The sequence below is a fragment of the Micrococcus sp. 140720015-1 genome (assembly GCF_053627595.1).
In genome coordinates, this window is sequence record NZ_JBSEYC010000006.1 from 148,530 (window position 1) to 169,325 (window position 20,796).

Genomic DNA, 20,796 nt, shown 5'->3' on the forward strand with positions numbered 1-20,796 from the left:
CCCCGGCGGGCCGAGCATGACCGCCGGTGACGACGGCGGGCGCGGCGCCGTCATCGTCGTCCCTACCCTGGTCGGACCCGCCGACCAGGAGGAACCGCCGCCCATGACGCCCACCGAGGACCCCGCCCGCACCGACCCGGCCGAGGAGGGCGCCTCCGGGGCCGTCCGCGGACCGAACGACGGCGTGCCCGCCGCGGCCCTCGCGACGCTGCCCGGCCCCCTCCCGCAGGCGCTCGTCGACGCCGCCGACCCGGACGTCCACCCCGGTCGCCCGACGGACCGGCTGCACGGCGGGCGCGGCGACGGCCGTCCGGTGGCCGAGGCGGACCGGCTCGCGTTCTGGGAGGCGGCCGGCCGACGTCTGAGCTGGGAGCGGCCCTTCACCCGGACGCGCTCCCTCACCGCCCCGGACCCGGCCGCCGAGCGCGGCCCGGAGATCCGCTGGTACGAGGACGGCACCCTGAACGTGGCCGTGAACTGCGTGGACCGGCACGTGGCGGCGGGGCGCGGGGAGAAGGTCGCCCTGTACTTCGAGGGCGAGCCCGGCGACCGCCGCGCCGTCACCTACGCGCAGCTGCAGCGCGAGGTCGCCCAGGCCGCGAACGCCCTCGAGGAGCTGGGCATCGAGGCGGGCGACCGCGTCGTCGTGTACCTGCCCGTGCTCGTGGAGACGATCGTCATCACGCTGGCGTGCGCGAGGATCGGCGCCGTGCACTCGCTCGTGTTCGGCGGGTTCTCGGCGGAGGCGCTGCGGTTCCGCGTCGAGGACACGGGCGCCAAGCTACTCGTCACCACCGACGGCCAGTTCCGCCGCGGCGCCGCCGTCCCCGTGAAGGCCAACGCGGACGAGGCCGTGTCCGGGAACAACGCGATCGAGCACGTCCTCGTCCTGGACCGCACGGGCCACCGGGACATCCCGTGGACCGAGGGCCGGGACCTGTGGTGGCACGACGTCGTGGACCGCCAGCCGGACACCCACACCCCGCGCGCCTTCGACGCGGAGCACCCGCTGTTCATCATGTACACCTCCGGCACCACGGGACAGCCCAAGGGGCTCGTGCACACCTCCGGCGGGTACCTCGCCGCGGCCTCGTGGACGCACGACTTCCTGTTCTCCCACCCGGACCCGGCGCGGCGCGACGACGACGTCCACTGGTGCACCGCGGACCTGGCCTGGGTCACCGCGCACACCTACGAGATCTACGGTCCGCTCTCGAACGGGGTCACGCAGGTGATCTACGAGGGCGTGCCGAACGCCCCGCACCCGGGCCGGCACTTCGAGGTGATCGAGCGCTACCGGGTGACGAGCTACTACACGGCGCCCACCCTGATCCGCTCGCTCAAGGGCTGGCATCCGGACGGGATCCCGGCGCACGCGGACGGCGGCCCGGACCTGTCCTCGATCCGCCTGATCGGCACCGTGGGCGAGTCCGTGAACCCGGAGGCCTGGACGTGGGCCCGCACCCAGATCGGCCGGGGCACCCCGGACCTGCCGATGGTGGACACGTGGTGGCAGTCCGAGACCGGCGCCACCGTGCTCTCCCCGCGCCCCACGGACACGGCCTTCAAGCCGGGCTGCGGCTCCCGGCCCCTGCCGGGGGTGGACGTGGCCGTGGTCGACGACGACGGCGCCCCCACGCCCGAGGGCCTGCAGGGCCGGATCGTGGTCACCCGCACCTCGCCGTCGATGGCCCGGACCGTGTGGCGGAACCCGGCCCGCTACTTCCACTCGTACTGGGAGGACTACGCGGACCAGGGCGAGGCGGGCTGGTTCCTCGCCGGCGACGGCGCCAAGCGGGACGAGGACGGCGACGTCTGGATCCTCGGCCGCGTGGACGACGTCATCAACATCTCCGGGCACCGGCTGAGCACCATCGAGATCGAGTCCGCCCTCGTGGCGCACCCCGAGGTGATCGAGGCGGGCGTGTGCCCCGTGCCGCACGAGACCACCGGGCACGCCGCCGTCGCCTTCGTGGTGGCGCACGAGGGCTGGCTGGCCGGCGCCGACGGCCCCGGCGCCTCCGCCGCCGACCGCGCCGAGGAGCTGCGGCGGCACGTGGGGCGGGTGATCGGGCCGGTGGCCAAGCCCGCCGAGGTGGTCTTCGTCCCCGACGTGCCCAAGACCCGCTCGGGCAAGATCATGCGGCGGCTGCTGACGCAGCTGCACCAGGGCACCGCGCTCGGGGACACCACGAGCCTGCAGAACGAGCCGTGCGTCGGGCAGATCGCCGAGGTGCTCCGGGCCGGCCGCCGCGCTCAGGACGCCGGCACCGGCGCCGTCCGCAGCGCCAGCTCGGCCAGCACCTGAGCGGCCCGCGGCACCGCGGCGTCGTCGAACACGGCCTGCGGGGAGTGGTTGACCGGGGCCTCGTCCGGGGCCACGCCCTCCGGGACCGCCCCGAGCAGGACGTAGGCGCCGGGCACCCGCTGGAGGACCTCGGAGAAGTCCTCGCTGCCGGGCTCGGGCTCGGACAGCTCCCGGTAGGCGTCGGCCCCGTAGAGGTCCTCCACGGTCCGGCGGACGAAGGCCACCGCGTCCGCGTCGTTGGCCGTCACCGGGAACGCGCAGTCCGTCCGGACCTGGGCGCTCATGCCGTGCGCCGCGGCGATCCCGTGCACCATGCGCTCCACGGCCGCGCGCAGCCGGGCTCGGGCGGGCGCGGAGAAGGTCCGCAGGGTGAGGGCGAGGGTGGCGCTGTCCGGGATGATGTTGGCCGCCGTGCCCGCGCTCAGGTGCCCGACGGTCGCGACCACCGGGTCGAAGGCGTCGAACTGCCGGGTGACCACGGACTGCAGCGCCAGCACCATCTCGGCGGCCACGGGCACCGGATCCAGGGCGAAGTGCGGCACGGAGCCGTGCCCGCCTCGGCCGTGCACCGTCACCACCAGGTCGTCGCAGCCGGCCTGGATCGCCCCCGGGCGGCTGAGCAGGACGCCGCGCGGGTACGTGCCCGAGGAGACATGGATCGCATAGGCGGCGTCCACCGGTCGCCCGGCCGCCTCCAGCAGTCCCTCCTGGATCATGTGCAGGGCGCCGCCGCCGGTCTCCTCCCCGGGCTGGAACATGGCCACCACGTCGGCGGTGAGCTCCCCGCGACGGCGCACCAGCCAGGCCAGCGCACCGTAGAGGCCGGCGGTGTGCAGGTCGTGACCGCAGGCGTGCATGGTGCCCGGCACGGCGGGGGCGTACTCCAGCCCGGTCTCCTCCGTGACGGGCAGGGCGTCCATGTCCCCCCGCAGCAGCACGACCGGCCGCCGGGCCCCCTCCGGCAGCGGGGCCCCGCCGCGCAGCACCACGACGACGGAGCTCAGCGCCCGGCCCACGCTCGTCTCCAGCGCGGGGCGGCGGGTGGCGGCGTCCTCCCCCGCCTCAGCGCGCAGGGCCTCGAGCCGCTCGAGGACGGCGGCCTGGGTGCGGGGCAGGTGCAGGTCCAGCTCCGGATGCCCGTGGAGGAGGCGGCGGAAGGCGATCGCCTCCCGGGCGATGTCCTCCGGCAGGTCCGGGGCGAGGGCGTTCGCGGGCGGGGTGGGGGCGGCGCGGTCCATCAGGACATCATGCCGTGGCGTCCCGCCGGCCCACCCGGATCGCGCAGCGGGTCAGCCGGCCAGCTCCTGCAGCTCGGCCAGGTCGAAGACGTCCTCCTTGGCGGGGGCCTCGGGCGCCTCGACCGCGTTCCACTCGGTGAAGGTGGCGTTCGCGTCCACGTCCTCGTCCTCCGAGTTCACGTCCTCGAGGCGGTAAAGGGTCGTGCTCTCCGGGTCGATCAGCATCGTCCGACCGAACTCGTGGTGCTCCTCGGGCAGCGCGTACTTGAGGTACTTCTTGCCCTCGAGCTCCACCTCCTCGGGCTTCAGGTCCTTGCCGTCGAAGGCGTCCGCGGCGGGCATGTCCTCCTCGAGGTCGGACATGATCTCCTCCAGTGAGATGTCCATCTGCGCGGCCTGATCGGCGTTCGTCTTGATCCAGCGGTCGCCCACGAGGGTGGAGAACATGCCCATCTCCTGGGGCAGGTCGTCACCGTCGGCCTTGAGCTTGAAGAACACGTCGGCGTCCCGGCGCAGAACCTCGATGTCCATGGTGGCCGCCCCCATGTCCACGTTCATGGTGCCCTTGAGGTGGGAGTCGTCGGTGGCGCCGGCGAGGTCCATGTTCGCGGACTGGATGGCGTCCGCGCCCAGGGAGGCGGAGGGCGACGCCGAGGCCGACGCGTCCTCCTTCTCCTCCTCCGTGTCGGCGGCGGTGCCCTCCATCCTCAGGCGCAGGCTCTCGGCGTCCACGACCTTCTGGCGGATCTCGGGCCAGCTCTCGTCCAACGTCGGGTCGGAGGCGCAGCACAGCCGCGGCTGTGCCGATCCTGTGCGGGTCAGCCGCCGGTGGTGCCGTCCTCGAAGATCTGCCCCGCCGGGGTCTGCTTCTCCGCCTGGAACACGTCCTCGGCGCGGCCGTAGGCCCAGTACGCGCTCACCGACAGCTGCCGCCGGTCCACACCACGCACATCCGTGAGGTACGCCCGGACGCGCTTGACCTGCTCCCGCTCGCCGTGCACGAACGCGTGCACCCGTCCGTCCCGCCACGCCGCGTCCTCGACGGCGGCGGCGAACCTCGTCGTCTCCGGGGTGAAGGGGCCGCCGCGGTGCAGCCAGCGCACCTCGACGCCGGCCGGCGCGGTCAGGGGCACCTCGTCGCGGGCGTCGGTCACCTCGATCAACGCGAGACCGGCCGCCGCGGCGTCCGTGGCGGCGAGGTCCTCGAGGGCGGCGGCGATCGCCGGCAGCGCGGACTCGTCGCCGGCGAGCAGGTGCCAGTCGGCGGTGGGGTCGGGTCGGTAGGCGCCGCCGGGGCCCAGGAACGCGACCTGCTGCCCCACGGGCTCGGAGGCCGCCCACGCCGCGGCCAGGCCGCCGTCGTGCCCGGGGGCAGCGCCGTCGTCGTCCGCGCCGTGGACCACGAAGTCGACGTCCATGGTGCGGGCGGCCGCGTCCATGCGGCGCACCGTGTAGGTGCGGCGGACCGGCAGCTGCTCCGGGGCGAGACGCTCGCGGAGGGCGTCCAGGTCGTACGGGGGTTCGAGGCCGAGCGCGGGGTCGGCGAAGAGCAGCTTCACGTACTGGTCCGTGGCGCCCTTCTCCGCCCAGCGGGCGTGGACGGCGTCGAACTGCTCGCCGCCGAGGGTCAGGCGCACGAGGTGCGGGGTGAGCCGGCGGGCGGCCAGCACGGTGAGGACGGTCTGGGGCCGGGCCATGCGGGCCTCCTGGGGTCGGGGCGGGGTCTGCGCGGGCGCGCGTCCCCCACTCTCCCATGACGAGGCGGATTAGCGCACGTCAGCGTGATGTTTTCCGCGGCCTCGGGGTCAGCGGAATCGGGCTCCCCGGTGGTCCTCGGGCAGCAGCGGTCCCGCGCCGGCCACGTTCTCGCGCAGGGTCCGCCCGGCCTCGGGCTCACGCAGCAGGCCGCGCCGCCGCAGCTCGGGGCTCACGAGCCGGGCGAACCGCTCGAGGTCCGTCGGGCGCACGGCCGCGGAGATGTTGAAGCCGTCCACGCCGGTCTCGCGGTGCCAGCGCTCGAGCTCGTCGGCCACGGTGGCCGGGGACCCCACGATCACCGGCCCCCGCCCGCCCACGCTCACGAACTCGGCCACCTCGCGCACCGTCCAGCGCCGGTCCGGCGACTGGGTGGTGAACGCGGCCAGCGCCGTCCGCGAGGCCTCGCTCTCCACGTGCTCCAGCTCGGCGTCCGGGTCCAGGCCGGACAGGTCCACCCCCGTCCAGCCGCCGAACAGCGCGAGCGCGGACTCCACGTCCACGTGCTCGTGGTACGAGGCCAGCCGCGCCTGCGCCTCCTCGTCCGTGTCCGCGACGACGACGGTCACCATCGCCAGCACGCGGATCGCGTCCTCGGGGCGGCCGGCCTCCCGCAGGCCCTCGCGGGTCTGCTCGACGAACCGCCGCACGTGCGCCGTCGTCGGGCCGATGTAGAAGACCGCCTCCGCGTGCTCGAGCGCGAACCGTCGCCCCCGCGAGGACGCGCCGGCCTGGAACAGGAACGGGGTGCCCTGCGGTCCGGGGTGCGCGAGCGCGACGCCGGGCAGGCGCACGTGCGGGCCGTCCACGCCGATCGGGTGCACCTTCGCCGGGTCGGCGAACACCCCGGACTCGTGGTCCGCCACGACGGCGTCCCGCTCCACGGACCCCTCGAACTGGCGGTACATGGCGTCGAGGTAGGCGTCGGCGCGGTCGTAGCGCTCGTCGTGGCCGGGCTGCCGGTCCAGGCCGAGGTTGCGCGCGGCCGAGTCCTGGTAGCCGGTCACCACGTTCCACGCGATGCGCCCGTCCGTGAAGTGGTCCAGCGAGGTCAGCGTGCGCGCCAGCAGGTAGGGCTGCTCGTAGGTGACGGACGCGGTGACGCCGAAGCCCACCCGCTCGGTGACGGCGGCCATCGCCGAGACCACCGTGAACGGGTCCAGCAGCGGCCACTGCACGCCGCCGCGCACCGTGGCGTCCACGCCGCCGCCGTGCACGTCGTACAGCCCGAGGATGTCCGCGAGGAACACGGCGGTGAACCCGCCCTCCTCCACGGTGCGGGCCAGGTCCGTCCAGAAGGACAGCCGGTCGAACTCGTGGGCACGGGACTCGGGGTGCCGCCACAGCCCGGGCGACTGGTGCACGGGCGTCACCATGTCGAACGCGCTGAGGATGAACGGGGCGGGGGCGGGGGTGGGGGTCGCGGTCATCGGGTCTCCAGGGTCACGGGGGCACGGTCGGCCGGCACGACGGCGGCCGGCCCGTCCGCCTGTGCGGCCAGGATGGCGGCGTCGTCGGCCACGAGGTCCGTCTCGGGGCGGGCCACGGGGTCACGGGCGAAGCGCGAGGCGATCAGCGAGAGCGTGGCCAGCAGCGTCAAGTACGCGGCGATCAGCCACGGCGTGTGGCCGCCGGCCTCGTACAGCAGCGCCGCGATGAACGGGGCGAACCCGCCGCCCACCACCGTGCCGAGCTGATAGCCCAGGTTCACGCCCGAGTACCGCACGCGCACCGGGAACTGCTCGGCGAACCACGCGGCCTGCGGGCCGTAGACGCTGTCGTGGGCCACGTTGATCACCAGCACGACGACGAGCGGCAGCACCGCCAGCGCACCGGCATCCACGACGGCGAACAGCACCCAGCCCGACACCGCCGTGAGCGCGTACCCGACCCGGGACACCCGGGCGCGGCCCACGCGATCCGAGACCGCGCCCCAGAAGGGGGTGCTCAGCAGCCCGATGGCCGAGGCGACCATGATGGCGGAGACGAGGACGCCGTCGTCGGCGCCGCGGAGCACGAGGTAGCTCACCAGGTACGCGGTGACGAGGTAGTAGAGGCCGTTCTGACCGAGACGCAGGCCCGCGGTCACGAGCACGGGGCGGGCGTGATGGCGCAGCAGCTCGACGACGGGCGCGCGGCTGACGGTCCCCGCGTCCCGGTGCACGCGGAACTCCGCCGAGTCCTCCACGCCGAGGCGGATGGCCAGGCCCACCACCACGAGCAGGCCCGAGGCGAGGAACGGCAGGCGCCAGCCGAACGCGGCGAACTGCTCGTCGGTGGTGACGAGCTTGACCAGGGAGAACACGCCGGTGGCCAGGAGCATGCCGGCCGAGGAGCCGACCTGCGTGAACGAGCCGAACAGGCCGCGTCGGCCCGCGGGGGCGTGCTCCACCGACATCAGGGCGGCCCCGCCCCACTCCATGCCGGCCGAGACGCCCTGCAGGCAGCGCAGCAGCACGAGTCCGGCCACCGCCCACCAGCCCGCCTGGGCGAACGTGGGCAGGACGCCGATGAGCATCGAGGCGCCGCCCATCAGCAGCAGCGAGATGACCAGCAGGGCCTTGCGGCCCACACGGTCCCCGAAGTGGCCGGCCACGATCCCGCCCAGCGGGCGCAGCACGACGCCGACGGCGAGCGTGGCGAACGAGGCGAGGGTCGCCCCGAACGCGGTCTGGCCGGGGAAGAACTGCACGTTGAACACGAGCGCGGCGGCCAGGCCGTAGAGGTAGAAGTCGTACCACTCGATGGTGGTGCCGATGAACGAGCCGAGCGCAGCCCGGCGACGGTGGGTGCGCAGGGTGCTCATCGGGCGGCCTCCCCGGGGGCGGAGGCGTCGGCGCCGAGGGGCGCCGAGGCGGCCGGGGCGTCACCGATCGCGTTGAGGCCCTCGGGCACGGTGCCGTTGATCCAGTAGTCACCGATCGCCCGGGCGCGGAACGCGATGGGGTTGTGCGTGGCCACGGTCTGCGCGTTGCGCCAGTGCCGGTCCAGGCCCTTGGCGGTGCTCGTGGCAGAGGCCCCGCCGGTGAGGAACAGCTCCTGGGCGGCGCCGAGGGCCAGCTCCGGGACGGTCACCTGGGCGTGCTCCACCGCGAGCTCGGCCCACGTGAAGGAGGCGGGCACCTCCTCGGGGGCGCCGGAGCCGGTGCGGCCGGCGTCGTGGTCCGCGAGCGCCGCGTCCAGGGCGTCCGCCGCCGAGAGCACCGCGGCCTCGGCCGTGAACGCCTTGGCCGCGATCCGTCCGACGGCCTCCTGGATCAGCGGGTCCTCCCGGAACGGCAGGCCCAGGCCCGTGTTGAAGGTGCGCACGCGGGCGGCCACGGCGTCGGCGGCGTCCCGGCGGGCGGCCCGGGCGATCCCGGCGAGGACGGCGAGGAGGATGAGCTGGAACCACGCCGCCTCGTAGACGGCCTCGGCGCTGCCGGGCACCCGGTCGAGCACGTCCTGCGGCGGCACGGCGACGCCGTCGAACACCGCGGTGCCCGTGCCGGTCAGGCGCTGGCCGAACCCGTCCCAGTCGTCGTCCAGCCGCACGCCCGGGGCCTCCACCGGCACGACGGCGAAACGCCGGCCCGGGGCCGGACGCCCGTCCGCGTCGGTCTGGGCGGCGGACACGCGCGTGTGCGAGGAGAAGATCGAGCCGGTGGCGTAGAACTTGGTCCCGGTCAGGGTCCACGGGTCGTCGCCCGCAGGCGCCGGGGTGAGGACCGTGTTGAGCGTGCCCAGCGCGTTGCCGCCCTTCTCGGTGGACGCGTTGCCGACCGTGGCGCCGGCCAGGATGCGGGCGTGCCAGCGCTCGCGGACGGCCGCGGGCTGGAAGCGGAGCGAGTCGAGGAAGCCCAGGTGCGAGCGGTAGAGGTGCGCGACGTTCGCGTCCGCCTCCGCGAGGTCGATCAGCAGGGCCACGGCGGTCCGCACGTCCACACCGGGCCCACCGGCCTCCGCGGGGACCCGCAGCGTGGCGAAGCCGGCCTCGTTGAGCGCGCGGACCTCCTCGAACGGGAGGATCCGGCGGCGGTCGCGCTCGCGGGAGCCTTCGGCGATCCGCGCGAACACCGGGGCGAAGTGGCGGCGCAGGCCGGTCAGGTCGCGGGGCAGGTCCGCGGGGCGCACGAGCGGCGGGACGGTGCCGAGCGGGGTGGGCGCGGCGGCGGGCGGCGCGGACGCGTCCGTCGGGTCGGTGAGTGGCATGTCGATCTCCTGGGTCCGGAGGCGGGCACCCCGCCGGGCACGATGCCGCGGGGCGTGGGGCACGTGGCGTCCCACGCTAGGAGCGGCGCCGGGGCGGTGTGCCGGCCGCGGTCACATTCGGCGGGCCGGGCGCGAGGAAGGCTCCGGCCGGGCCCGGGGTGGCGCGGCGCGCCCCTAGGCTGAGCCCGTGCGTCTCGTCCTGCTCGTCCTGCTCTCGCTGCTGAGCCAGCAGCTCGGTGCGTCCGTGGCGGGCCTGCTGTTCGACGACGTCGGCGCGTCCGCCATGGTCGCCCTGCGCGTGGTGTTCTCCGCGGCCGTGCTGCTGCTCGTCACCCGGCCCAGCCGCGCCGCCCTCGCCGGACTGGGCACCCGGGGGTGGGCCGCCGTCGTCGGGCTGGGGGCGGCCATGACCGGCATGAACCTGGCCATCTACGAGGCGTTCGCGCGGATCCCGCAGGGCGTGGCCGTGACGTTCGAGGTGCTCGGGCCGCTGGCGCTGTCCGTGGCGGCGCGGCCGTCATGGCGGTCGGCGGCGTGGGCGGCCCTCGCGCTCGCCGGGATCGGGGTGCTCGGCCGGGAGGGGTTCAGCGCGGACGGTGGGATCGGCGGGGCGGGGCTGGACCCGGTGGGGGTGGCGCTCGCGCTGGCCGCGGCGGCGTGCTGGGCGGGGTACATCCTGCTCTCGCGGCGTGCGGGGACCCATCTGCCGGGGGTGCAGGGGCTGGCCCTGGCGACGGCGGCCGGGTCCCTCGTGGCGCTGCCGGTCGGCGTCGCGACGGCGGGGGCGGCCCTGCTCTCTCCCGTGGTGCTGGGCGTGGGACTGGCCGTGGCGCTGCTGTCCACGGCGGTGCCGTACGGGATCGACCTGCAGGTGCTGCGCCGCATGCCGACCGCCCTGTTCTCCCTGCTGACGTGCCTCTCTCCGATCGCGGCGGCGTTGACGGCCTGGGCCGTGCGCGGGCAGGAGCTCACCCCGCTGGACCTGGCAGGGATGCTGCTGGTGATCGCGGCGTGCGCGGCCGCCGTCTGGACGGGCCGGTCACCGGGTGTGGCGGGCGGGGGCCGAAGTTAGCCTGGGTCGATGACCCACCCGCCCCATCCCACCCCCGACGACGTCCCCGCCGCCGAGCGCGCCGCCCTGCGCCGTGGCCGGCTGCGTCCGTGGCTGCCGTTCCTGCTCGCGGCCGCCCTGTGCCTGGCACTGCTGGGGTGGGCACTCGTCGCCCTGCCGGGCCTGCCGGCGCGGGTGCCCACGCACTGGGGGATCGACGGGCGGCCGGATGCGTGGGAGGACACCTCGTTCGGCACGGTGGCGACGGGGCCGCTGATCGGCCTCGGCATGACGGGGTTCCTGGCCCTGGTCTCCGCGATGGTCACCGCCCTCACCCCCACGGATCCGGGGCTGTCACCGTGGCGGCGCGTGCGCCAGACGGGGGTGCACCGCGGGGTCCAGGAGGGCATCGGCTGGCTGTGCGTGCTCATGGTCCTGGCGCTGGCCCCGTCGACAGTAGAGGTGCTCGCCGCCGGGGCGTGGACGATGCCGTGGTGGCTCCTGCCCCTCACGCTGACCGTTCTCATGGTGGGTGTCTTCCCGGCACTGCGGGCTGGAACGCAGCGGTGGGCGCGCTGGTCGGACCGCGTCGCGGCGGAGCTCGGGTACCGACCCACGGCCGCGGAGCTCGCCGAGGACGAGGTGTGGACGCCCCTGGGGCTCAAGCGCGACCCCGACGACCCGGCCGTCTTTCCCGCCAAGCGCCCCGGCTACGGCGCGGGCGTGACGGTCAACCTCGCCACCCCGGCAGGCCGGTGGCTGGTGCGCGGATTCGTGGCCGTGTTCATCGTCGGCCTGCCGCTGGCGATCTGGCTCGGCGCGTACGCGGCTCGGTGAGGCGGACCGTGCCCGACGACGTCGCCGCCCGCCTGCTCCTGATCGCCGACACCCACATCCCGCGGCGCGCCCGCGCCCTGCCCGCGCAGGTGCGGGCCGAGGTGGCGCGGGCCGACGTCGTGCTCCACGCCGGGGACTGGGTGGCCGAGGACGTGCTCGACGACCTCGACGCGCAGGCCGCCCGGCTGGTGGACGTGTGGGGCAACAACGACGGGCCTCGGCTGCGGGCGCGGCTGCCCGAGGTGGCGCGCGTGGAGATCGGCGGGGTGCGGATCGCGATGGTCCACGAGACGGGCCCGGCGGCCGGCCGCGAGCGCCGCATGGCCGCGGCGTTCCCGGACGCGGACGTGCTGGTCTTCGGGCACAGCCACATCCCGTGGGACACCGTGGCCGGGCCGGACACCGCGAACCCGGGACTGCGGCTGCTCAACCCCGGCTCGTGCACGGACCGGCGGCGGCAGCCGGTGTGCACCCTCATGCGGGCCGTGGTGCGGGGCGGGCGGCTCGAGGACGTGGAGCTGGTGCCCGTGGACCGCACGCCGTGACCGACGGGCCGGCCGCTCCCCGCAACGCGGGTTGAGTTATCGCGGGTCCAGGCGGCTTGCACCCGTGATAACTCAACCCGCGTCGCGCCGGTGCCACCGTGAACGGCGGGCCGGCCGCTCCTGCACAGCCACCACGACGACGGCGGCCCTCCCCAGGGCGCATCGGTTCGGCTCGTCGCAGGGTCCGGGGGCGGCAGGCTCGCCCCATGACCGCGCGCACGCCCCTGCCGCCCGCCCTCGCCGCGGGCGCCTTCACGACGGCCGAGCTGCACGCCGCCGACCTGCCGTGGCGCCGGACCCTCGCGGCAGACCTCGCCCGGATCTGCCGCGGCGTGCACACCGCGGGCGCCCCCGACCCGTGCTCCCCGGACGGCGCGGCCGCGCTGGTCCGCCTCACGGGCGGGGTGGTCTCCCACGTCTCTGCCGCCCTCTGGCACGGACTGCCGCTGCCGCCCCGCCTCGCGCCGCCGGCCGGACTGCACCTGACCTTCGACCGTTCCGCGCGCACGCACCGGACCGACCTGGGCGGCGTCGTCAGCCACCGGATGCGGCTGCCCTCCGACCACGTGCTCGAGCTTCCCGGCGGCCAGCGCGTCACGACGGCTGCGCGCACCTGGTTCGACCTCACCGGGATGCTCCGCCCCCACGAGGTGGACTGGGTCATCGCGGCCGGCGACCACCTGGTGCGTCCGCCGTGGACGCCGACGGGCCGGGCGGATCCCGTGGCCACCGTGTCCGAGCTGTCGGAGGTGCTCGCCCGCTGCCGTGGCCGGCCGGGTGTCCGTCTCGCACGTGCCGCGCTGGCGGAGGTGCGCGTCGGGGCCGACTCCCCGCCCGAGACCTTCCTCCGGCTCGCGCTGATCCGGGCCGGGCTGCCGGAGCCGGAGCTGCAGGTCGCCGTCGAGCCGGCCGACCCGGCCTCGCCCGTCGTGGACCTCGGGTACCGGGCGGCGCGCCTGGCCCTCCAGTACGACGGCGCCGGCCACCGCACGGCTCAGCAGCAGGCGAGGGACGCCCGTCGGGACGCGTACTGCCTCGAGCGGGGATGGACGACCCTGCGCTGCACCTGGGAGGACCAGCGCGCTGGGTTCGGGCGGATCGTGGGGCTGGTCCGGCGTCGGCTCGCCCGCACGCGCTGATCCGCCCCCGCCCGGCCAACGCGGGTTGAGTTGTCACGGGTCCAGGCCCGCGTAACCGGTGATAACTCAACCCGCGTTGCATGCCACCGGCCTGCGCCGCGTGACGCTCTGCGACGTGCCCACCCTGCCCCCGGCGCACCTCGCCCGGGACAATGGGTCGGACTGTCCCGAAGCCTCCATCGAAAGGACCCCCGTGGCTGACCACGAGTTCGGCTTCCGCACCCAGGCGCTGCACGCGGGCGCCGTCCCGGACGCCGTCCACGGCTCCCGTGCGGTGCCGATCCACCAGACCAGCTCCTTCGTGTTCGAGTCCGCCGAGGACGCCGCCAACCTCTTCGCGCTGCAGAAGTACGGCAACATCTACTCGCGGATCGGCAACCCCACGGTCGCCGCGTTCGAGGAGCGGGTCGCCACGCTCGAGGGCGGGATCGGGGCCGTCGCGACGGCGTCCGGCATGGCCGCCGAGTTCGTCACCTTCGCGGCCCTCGCCGGGGCCGGCGACCACATCGTGGCGTCCTCGAAGCTCTACGGCGGCACGATCACCCAGCTGGACGTCTCCCTGCGCCGGTTCGGCGTCGAGACCACGTTCGTGGACTCCGCCGAGGCCGCGGACTTCGAGGCCGCCCTCCAGCCCAACACGAAGGCCGTCTACACGGAGATCGTCGCCAACCCCTCCGGTGACGTCGTGGACCTGCCGGGCCTGGCCGACGTCGCCCACCGGCACGGCGTGCCGCTCGTCGTGGACGCGACCCTCACCCCGCCCTACCTGATCCGGCCGATCGAGCACGGCGCGGACATCGTCATCCATTCGGCCACGAAGTTCCTCGGCGGGCAGGGCACCACACTCGGCGGCGTCGTGGTGGAGTCCGGCCGCTTCCCGTGGGACAACGGCAAATTCCCGTCCATGACCGAGCCCGTGCCCTCGTACGGCGGCGTCTCCTGGTGGGGCAACTTCGGCGAGTACGGCTTCCTCACCAAGCTCCGCTCGGAGCAGCTGCGCGACTTCGGCCCGTCGCTGGCCCCGCAGTCGGCGTTCCAGCTGCTGCTCGGCGTCGAGACGCTGGCCCCGCGCATGGACGCCCACCTCGCCAACGCCCGCGCCGTCGCCACCTGGCTGGACGAGGACCCGCGCGTCTCCTGGGTCCGCTACGCGGGGCTGCCCGACCATCCGCACCACGCCCGCGCGCAGCAGCTGTTGCCCCGGGGCGTCGGCTCGGTGTTCAGCTTCGGCGTGGCCCCGGCAGCCACGGACACCGACGACGGCGCCTCCGGTCCGGAGGCCGGGCGCGCGACGGCGTCGCGCTTCATCTCCGCGCTGCAGCTGGCCTCCCACCTGGCCAACATCGGCGACGCGAAGACGCTGGTGCTGCACCCCGCCACGACGACCCATCAGCAGCTCACCGCCGAGCAGCTCGTGGCCGCGGGCATCCCGGCGGACCTGATCCGCATCTCGGTGGGCATCGAGGACCTCGAGGACATCCTCTGGGACCTTGACCAGGCCCTGACCGAGGCCACCGGCCGCACCCGCGACGACGCCGTCGTCCCCGCAGAGCAGGAGGCCTGAGCCATGAGCACCACCCACCCCGAGCGCACCTGGACCGGTCCGGGCGCCCCCGAGCGCCTGGCGATCCTGCGGCGCACCCGGTCGATCGCGATCGTCGGCGCTTCGGACAAGCCCGCCCGCGCGTCGTACTTCGTGGCCACGTACCTGCTGAGCTCGACCACGTACGACGTCTACTTCGTGAATCCCGTGCTCGCCGCGGCCGGCAAGGAGATCCTCGGCCACCGCGTGTACGCCTCGCTGGACGACCTGCCCGTCATCCCGGACCTCGTGGAGGTGTTCCGCAAGTCCTCCGACGCCCCCGAGGTGGTGGCGGACGCCGCCCGCGTGGGCGCCCGGACCGTGTGGCTGCAGCTGGGCATCTGGAACGAGGACGCCGCGCGTCAGGCCGAGGCCGCGGGCCTGGAGATCGTGATGGACCGCTGCGTGAAGATCGAGCACGCCCGCTTCCACGGCGGGCTCAACCTCGCCGGCTTCGTCACCGGCGTGATCAGCTCGCGGCGCCAGGAACTGGACCGCTAGGCGGGCGACGCCCCGTGTCGGGCGTCGTCCGGCCGTCGTTGCGCACCCGCCCGTCGATGGCGTGGGATGGTCCCATGACCTCCGAGCTCCCCTCCTCGTCCCTCTCCCCCGCCTGGACCGGCCGCACCGACGGTGACACCCCCGAGCACCTGCGCTGGCACCAGGTCGTCCGCCCCGCCGACGGCCGCGGCGAGCCCACGACGCCGCAGCGCGACCCCGGCGCCGGCGCTCCGACGTCGGGCGCGCGGTCCACGGCGCTCATCGGCTTCGCCTCGGACGAGGGCGTGCGCCGGAACCACGGCCGCGTGGGCGCCGAGGACGGCCCGGAGGCGCTGCGCGGCGCGCTCGCCTCGCTCGCGTACCTCGAGGGCACGGGCGCGCTCGTGGACGCGGGCGACGTGTCCGTGGACCGCGGCGACGACGACGCCCCGGGCGAGCTCGAGGCGGGCCAGGCCGAGCTGGGCACGGTGGTCAGCGGGCTGCTGAACGCCCACGACCTGGCCATGGTGCTCGGCGGCGGGCACGAGACCGCCTACGCCTCGATCACGGGCCTGACCGGCTCCACGCGCGTGGGTGCGGGCACCCGCGTGGGCATCCTCAACCTGGACGCGCACTTCGACCTGCGTGAGGCGCCGCGGCCCAGCTCCGGCACCCCGTTCCTGCAGGCGCTGCGCGACGCCGAGGGGGCGGAGCATCAGCTCTCCTACGCGGTGGTGGGCATCAGCGAGGCCAACAACACCCGCGTCCTGTTCGACACCGCGCGCGAACGCGGGGTCACGTGGGTGACCGACGAACAGGCCCAGACCGCCGACGTCACCGGCGTCCGCCGCTGGGTGCGCTCGTTCATCAACGCCGTGGACGTGCTCTACCTGACGATCGACCTGGATGTGCTGCCGGCCGCCGTCGCCCCGGGGGTGAGCGCACCGGCCGGCTTCGGCGTGCCGTACGAGGTGATCCACGCGTGCGCGCTGGAGGCCACCCAGTCCGGGAAGCTGGCCCTGGCCGACGTCGTGGAGCTCAACCCCGCCCTGGACGTGGACGGCCGCACGGCGAAGGCCGCGGCCCGGCTGATCCACACGATCGTCAGCCGTCACCGGACGGACGCGTCGCTGCTGGCCTGAGCGGGCCGGGGGTCCCTTCAGGCGCGGGGGGCCGCGGGCGTCAGCGTCCCTCCGCCCACGGGGCCGGGGGCTCGGCGCTGCCGTGGGCCGCTCGTCGGGCGGCGTAGTCCAGCGCCGAGCCTGCCAGGAAGTCGTGCAAGGCCAGCACCCCGGCCCGGGCTCCCGCCGAGTCCCTCCGGGTCACCGCCTCCAGCGCCGGGACGTAGAACGCCCGGCCGCGTTCGACCTCGTCGGGCAGGCCCTTCGTGGTGGCGAGCCAGAACCGGCGGCACAACCCCTGGAGCGGGACCAGGGAATCGGCGAGATAGCGGTTGTTCGCGATCGTGCGCAGGAGTTCGTGCGAGCGCCCGACGGCGGCGACGTACGCCGCCAGGTCCTCCACCGTGCGCAGGTGCCGCACGTGGGCCGCGACGGCGGCCAGCTGCTCCTCGTCCGCCCGCGCGCAGGCCAGTCCCACGGCCAGCGCCTCGAGCGACCGCCGCACCTCCAGCCTCTCCAGCTGGTCGTCCACGGAGATCGGGGGCACCTGCAGGCCACGTCCCCCACCGGCCAGGAGCCAGTGGTCTCGGATGAGGCGCTGCGCGGCCTCGCGCAGGGGCGTGCGCCCCGTCTCGGCGGCGGCGATGAGGTCCGCCTCGCTGAGGATGGCGCCCGGTGGCAGCTCCCCGGTCTCGATCTTCTGCGTCAGGCGGGCGTAGGCCTCCTCCGACTTGTTCATGGGGCCCAGCCTAGGCAGTCATCTGCCCCCATCCTCTTGATATATCCGGAATATGCGGCGTAGCGTGGCCCACATCCTGTTACCGGCATCACATGGAGGACTCATGAAGTACCGCCCGCAGCACGAGGCCAACCCCCTGCCCTTCTCCCCCTTCAAGAGCTCCACCGTGCCGCGGCCCATCGGCTGGCTGTCCTCCGTGAGCACGGACGGCCGGGAGAACATCGCCCCCTACAGCCAGTGGCAGAACCTCACCTTCGACCCGCCCATGGTGATGTTCTCCGCGAACCAGTACCCGGACGGACGCCGCAAGGACACCGTCCTCAACGCGGAGCAGACCGGCTGGTTCGTGTGGAACATGGCCACCTACGACCTGCGTGAGGCCGTCAACGTCTCCGCCATGGCCCTGGAGCCGGGCGAGAGCGAGTGGGACCGCATCGCGGAGCACGGCGTCACCAAGGTCTACGCGGACAACCACCCCATCCCGATGGTCGCCGAGTCCCCCGTGCGCTTCGAGTGCCGCTACCACTCGACGCACCGCATCAAGGGCGACTCGAACGTCGGCACCATCGACGTGGTCTTCGCCCACGTGGACACCATCCACATCGACGACGACGTCATCACCGCCGACGGCCGCATCGACATCCCGCGCATCCAGCCGATCGCCCGCCTGGGCTACTTCGACTACACCGTGGTGCGGGAGACCTTCGAGATGCGGGTGCCCGGCGCCGACGGTGATGCCCAGGCCGGCCTCGAGGGACGGGCATGAGCACCGCGGCCACCGGCGCGGCCCGGCCCGCTCCCGTGCCCCGGGCCCGCCCCCGGAGCCTGAAGGACATGTTGGCCGTGAACTTCGGCAACGCGCTGGAGTGGTACGACTGGAACGTCTACACGATCTTCGCCCCGGTCTTCGCGGCGCAGATCTTCCACGCGGACAATCCCACCTCCGAGCTGCTCGCGACCCTGGCCGTCTTCGCGGTGGGCTTCGTCGCCCGCCCCATCGGCGGCTACGTGTTCGGCGCCTACGCGGACCGGGTGGGCCGCAAGCGCAGCCTCTTCGCGGCGATGATGATCACCGCGCTCGGCAGCCTGATCATCGCCTTCACCCCCACCTACGGCACGGTGGGCGTCCTCGCCTCGGTGATCCTCGTCATCGCCCGCCTGCTGCAGGGCCTGGCGCATGGCGGCGAGATGGGCACCTCCGTGACCTACCTCGTGGAGCGGGCGCCGCAGGGTCGGCGCGGGCTGTTCGGGGCGACGTCGTGGGTGTCCGTGGTGGTGGGCACGATCCTGGCGACGCTCGTGGGCCTGGCCATCAACACGCTGCTCTCCCACGAGCAGGTGGCGTCCTGGGGCTGGCGCGTGGCGTTCGGCATCGGCGGCGTCCTCGGCCTCTACGCGCTGTACCTGCGCCGGAGCCTGACGGAGTCGGAGCACTTCACGGCGGCGCAGCAGGTGGTGCCCACCGCCGACGAGGCCCCGCGCCGGGAGCCGGGCGCGGTGTGGCGCGGCCTGCTGACGATCTTCCTGGTCTCCGCGGGCGGATCCCTGATGTTCTACACGTGGCTGATCTACCTGCCCACGCACGCGCAGGTGGCCCATCAGATGGACAAGTCCACCACCCTCTCGGCCTCGCTCCTGGCCCAGGTGATCTTCCTGGCCGCCATCCTCGGGGCGGGCCTGCTGGGCGACCGGGTCGGCCGCCGTCCGCTGGTCATCGCCTTCGGCCTGCTCTTCGTGCTGCTGCCGTTCCCGCTGTTCGGCATGCTCGACGGCACCTTCGCCTCGTTCCTGCTCGTGCAGACCATCGCCCTGCTGGCCGTGGCGCTGCTGTTCGGCGTCAACGGCGCCGTCTGGTCCGAGGTGCTGCCCACGGCGGTGCGCGCCAAGGGCGTGGCCACCATGCTCTCGCTGGCCACCGCGATCTTCGGCGGCACGGCGCCGTACCTGATCACGTGGCTGACGGCGCAGGGGTGGACCAGCGCGTTCCCGATCTACCTCATGGTGGTCGGCGGCCTCACCGGGCTGACCGGCCTGTTCATGAAGGAGACGAAGGACGTGGACCTGGCGGCCTGAGCCGGGGCGACCGGGCCCGCAGGCCACCCCCTCCGCACACAGAGTGGTCACGACACGCCGTCTCGTGCAGACGCACGCGGCGTGTCGTGACCACTCTGTGGCCTCTGACCGCTCTGCGGCGTCAGTGCCCCTCAGCCTCGGCGCCCTCGGACTCCTCGGCCAGGTCCTGCGGCTCGGCGTCGACGGACGCACCCGCGAGCGCCTCCGCCACGGCGGCCAGCACGGACCCGTCGCGCAGGGCCTGCTCGGCGGCGGCCAGCTGCGGGGCCATGTACTGGTCCGGGCCGGGGCCGGGGACGCCGGCCTCGCGGATCACGCGGACAGCGGCACCCGTCGCGGCGGAGGGCTGCAGCGGCGCGCGCAGCTCGATCGCGCGGGCGGCGGCCACGAGCTCGACGGCGAGCACGCGGCGGAAGTTCTCCACGGCCGAGCGCAGCTTGCGGGCGGCGTGCCAGCCCATGGAGACGTGGTCCTCCTGCATCGCGGAGGACGGGATGGAGTCGACGGACGCGGGCACGGCCAGGCGCTTCATGTCCGAGACGAGCCCGGCCTGCGTGTACTGGGCGATCATCATGCCGGAGTCCACGCCCGGGTCGTCCACGAGGAACGCGGGCAGCCCGTGCGAGCGGGCCGGGTCCAGCATGCGGTCGGTGCGGCGCTCGGACATGCTGGCGACGTCGGCCACCGGGATGGCCAGGAAGTCCAGCACGTACGCCACGGGCGCCCCGTGGAAGTTGCCGTTCGAGCTCACCCGGCCGTCGTCGAGCACCACCGGGTTGTCCACGGTCGCGGCGAGCTCGCGCTCGGCCACGGTGCGCACGTACGCGAGGGTGTCGCGCAGGCCGCCGGCCACCTGCGGGGCGCAGCGCAGCGAGTAGGCGTCCTGCACGCGGGAGTCGCCCTCCTTGTGGCTGGCCACGATCGGCGAGCCCGCCAGGATCTTCAGCATCCGGTCGGCGGAGGCCGCCTGGCCCGGGTGGGGGCGCAGCGGCAGGTGCAGCTCCGGCACGAACACGCGGTCGGTGCCGAGCAGCGCCTCCACGGACATCGCGGCGGTGAGGTCCACGGTGTCGGCGAGCTCCTCGAGGTCGGCCAGCGCCATGATCAGCATGCCGAGCATGCCCTCGGTGCCGTTGACGAGGGCCAGGCCCTCCTTCTCCCGCAGCTCGACCGGCTCGATCCCGGCCTCGGCGAGCGCCTCGCCGGCCGGACGCAGGGCACCGTCCGCCCCGACGACGTCGCCCTCGCCCATCAGCGCGAGGGCCACGTGGGAGAGCGGGGCGAGGTCGCCGGAGCAGCCCAGGGAGCCGAACTCGCGCACGGCCGGGGTGATGCCCGCGTTGAGCATGGCCACGAAGGTCTCGACCACCACAGGGCGCACGCCCGTGCGGCCGGAGGCCAGCGTGGTGGCGCGCAGGAACATCAGCGCGCGGACAACCTCGCGCTCCACCACGGGGCCCATGCCGGCGGCGTGGGAGCGGATCAGCGACTTCTGCAGCTGCGCGCGGGACTCGAGCGGGATGTGCTTGTCCGCGAGCGCGCCGAAGCCGGTGGACACGCCGTAGGTGGGCGTCTCGGCCTCGGCCAGCGCCTCGACGTGGCGGCGGACCGCGCCGACGGTCTCGAGCACGTCGTCGGCGAGCACCACGCGGGCGTCGTGGCGGGCCACGGCGAGGACGTCGTCCAGGGTGGCCCCGGACGTGCCGAGGGTGACGGTGGTGGTCATGGTGATGCGTT

18 protein-coding genes are annotated in these 20,796 nt (G+C 74.5%); 10 read left to right on the forward strand and 8 right to left on the reverse strand.

Annotated elements, in window-relative coordinates:
* The first annotated feature begins 103 nt into the window (after nt 1–103).
* Nucleotides 104–2,308, forward strand: coding sequence for an acetate--CoA ligase (gene acs / locus ACUXPL_RS11285; protein ID WP_454183921.1), 2,205 nt, complete (start codon nt 104–106; stop codon nt 2,306–2,308).
* On the opposite strand, the gene ACUXPL_RS11290 is transcribed toward acs, so the two are convergent.
* The 6 genes from ACUXPL_RS11290 to ACUXPL_RS11315 form a co-directional block, all read right to left on the reverse strand.
* The gene (locus ACUXPL_RS11290; RefSeq protein ID WP_454183923.1) at nt 2,257–3,546 is read right to left on the reverse strand and encodes a M20 metallopeptidase family protein; all 1,290 of its coding nucleotides are present in this window, start codon (nt 3,544–3,546) and stop codon (nt 2,257–2,259) included. The genes acs and ACUXPL_RS11290 overlap by 52 nt on opposite strands.
* Before the next feature lie 51 nt (nt 3,547–3,597).
* Nucleotides 3,598–4,314: a hypothetical protein gene (locus tag ACUXPL_RS11295; protein ID WP_454183925.1), complete on the reverse strand. Its 717-nt coding sequence runs from the start codon at nt 4,312–4,314 to the stop codon at nt 3,598–3,600.
* A 50-nt stretch (nt 4,315–4,364) separates the two neighbouring features.
* On the reverse strand, nt 4,365–5,243 hold the full coding sequence (locus tag ACUXPL_RS11300) for a siderophore-interacting protein (RefSeq protein WP_454183927.1): 879 nt from the start codon (nt 5,241–5,243) through the stop codon (nt 4,365–4,367).
* 108 nt (nt 5,244–5,351) lie between these two features.
* Nucleotides 5,352–6,731: an LLM class flavin-dependent oxidoreductase gene (locus tag ACUXPL_RS11305; protein ID WP_454183929.1), complete on the reverse strand. Its 1,380-nt coding sequence runs from the start codon at nt 6,729–6,731 to the stop codon at nt 5,352–5,354.
* Nucleotides 6,728–8,107, reverse strand: coding sequence for an MFS transporter (locus tag ACUXPL_RS11310; RefSeq protein ID WP_454183931.1), 1,380 nt, complete (start codon nt 8,105–8,107; stop codon nt 6,728–6,730). The genes ACUXPL_RS11305 and ACUXPL_RS11310 overlap by 4 nt, the downstream gene beginning before the upstream one ends.
* Complete coding sequence (locus ACUXPL_RS11315) at nt 8,104–9,492, reverse strand: acyl-CoA dehydrogenase family protein (RefSeq protein WP_454183933.1); 1,389 nt, start codon at nt 9,490–9,492, stop codon at nt 8,104–8,106. Before ACUXPL_RS11315 ends, ACUXPL_RS11310 begins: the two co-directional genes overlap by 4 nt.
* 187 nt (nt 9,493–9,679) lie before the next feature.
* Between ACUXPL_RS11315 and ACUXPL_RS11320 the strand changes: the two genes are divergently transcribed.
* The 7 genes from ACUXPL_RS11320 to hutG all read left to right on the forward strand — a co-directional run bounded on the left by ACUXPL_RS11320 (nt 9,680) and on the right by hutG (nt 16,268).
* Nucleotides 9,680–10,564, forward strand: coding sequence for an EamA family transporter (locus ACUXPL_RS11320; protein ID WP_454183935.1), 885 nt, complete (start codon nt 9,680–9,682; stop codon nt 10,562–10,564).
* 9 nt (nt 10,565–10,573) lie between these two features.
* Nucleotides 10,574–11,380, forward strand: a complete 807-nt coding sequence (locus ACUXPL_RS11325; RefSeq protein WP_454183937.1) for a DUF1648 domain-containing protein — start codon at nt 10,574–10,576, stop codon at nt 11,378–11,380.
* A gap of 8 nt (nt 11,381–11,388) precedes the next feature.
* A complete protein-coding gene (locus tag ACUXPL_RS11330; protein ID WP_454183939.1) occupies nt 11,389–11,925 on the forward strand; it encodes a metallophosphoesterase family protein in 537 nt (178 codons plus the stop codon).
* Between the two features lie 206 nt (nt 11,926–12,131).
* On the forward strand, nt 12,132–13,064 hold the full coding sequence (locus tag ACUXPL_RS11335) for a hypothetical protein (protein ID WP_454183941.1): 933 nt from the start codon (nt 12,132–12,134) through the stop codon (nt 13,062–13,064).
* Nucleotides 13,065–13,257: 193 nt separating this feature from the next.
* Complete coding sequence (locus tag ACUXPL_RS11340; RefSeq protein ID WP_454183943.1) at nt 13,258–14,628, forward strand: O-acetylhomoserine aminocarboxypropyltransferase/cysteine synthase family protein; 1,371 nt, start codon at nt 13,258–13,260, stop codon at nt 14,626–14,628.
* 3 nt (nt 14,629–14,631) lie between these two features.
* Complete coding sequence (locus ACUXPL_RS11345; protein WP_044658668.1) at nt 14,632–15,147, forward strand: CoA-binding protein; 516 nt, start codon at nt 14,632–14,634, stop codon at nt 15,145–15,147.
* Nucleotides 15,148–15,221: 74 nt separating this feature from the next.
* Nucleotides 15,222–16,268, forward strand: coding sequence for a formimidoylglutamase (hutG, locus tag ACUXPL_RS11350; protein WP_454183945.1), 1,047 nt, complete (start codon nt 15,222–15,224; stop codon nt 16,266–16,268).
* A gap of 40 nt (nt 16,269–16,308) precedes the next feature.
* Here hutG and ACUXPL_RS11355 read toward each other — a convergent pair whose 3' ends face one another.
* Nucleotides 16,309–16,986 (reverse strand): GntR family transcriptional regulator, encoded by a 678-nt coding sequence (locus ACUXPL_RS11355; RefSeq protein ID WP_454183947.1) that lies wholly within the window; start codon nt 16,984–16,986, stop codon nt 16,309–16,311.
* 103 nt (nt 16,987–17,089) lie between these two features.
* Between ACUXPL_RS11355 and ACUXPL_RS11360 the strand changes: the two genes are divergently transcribed.
* Together ACUXPL_RS11360 and ACUXPL_RS11365 are read left to right on the forward strand one after the other, a co-directional pair.
* Entirely contained in the window at nt 17,090–17,752 is a 663-nt protein-coding gene (locus ACUXPL_RS11360; protein WP_134377008.1) for a flavin reductase family protein, read from the forward strand.
* Entirely contained in the window at nt 17,749–19,059 is a 1,311-nt protein-coding gene (locus ACUXPL_RS11365; protein ID WP_454183949.1) for an MFS transporter, read from the forward strand. Before ACUXPL_RS11360 ends, ACUXPL_RS11365 begins: the two co-directional genes overlap by 4 nt.
* 121 nt (nt 19,060–19,180) lie before the next feature.
* On the opposite strand, the gene hutH is transcribed toward ACUXPL_RS11365, so the two are convergent.
* Complete coding sequence (hutH, locus tag ACUXPL_RS11370; protein ID WP_454183951.1) at nt 19,181–20,785, reverse strand: histidine ammonia-lyase; 1,605 nt, start codon at nt 20,783–20,785, stop codon at nt 19,181–19,183.
* Nucleotides 20,786–20,796 lie beyond the last annotated feature (11 nt).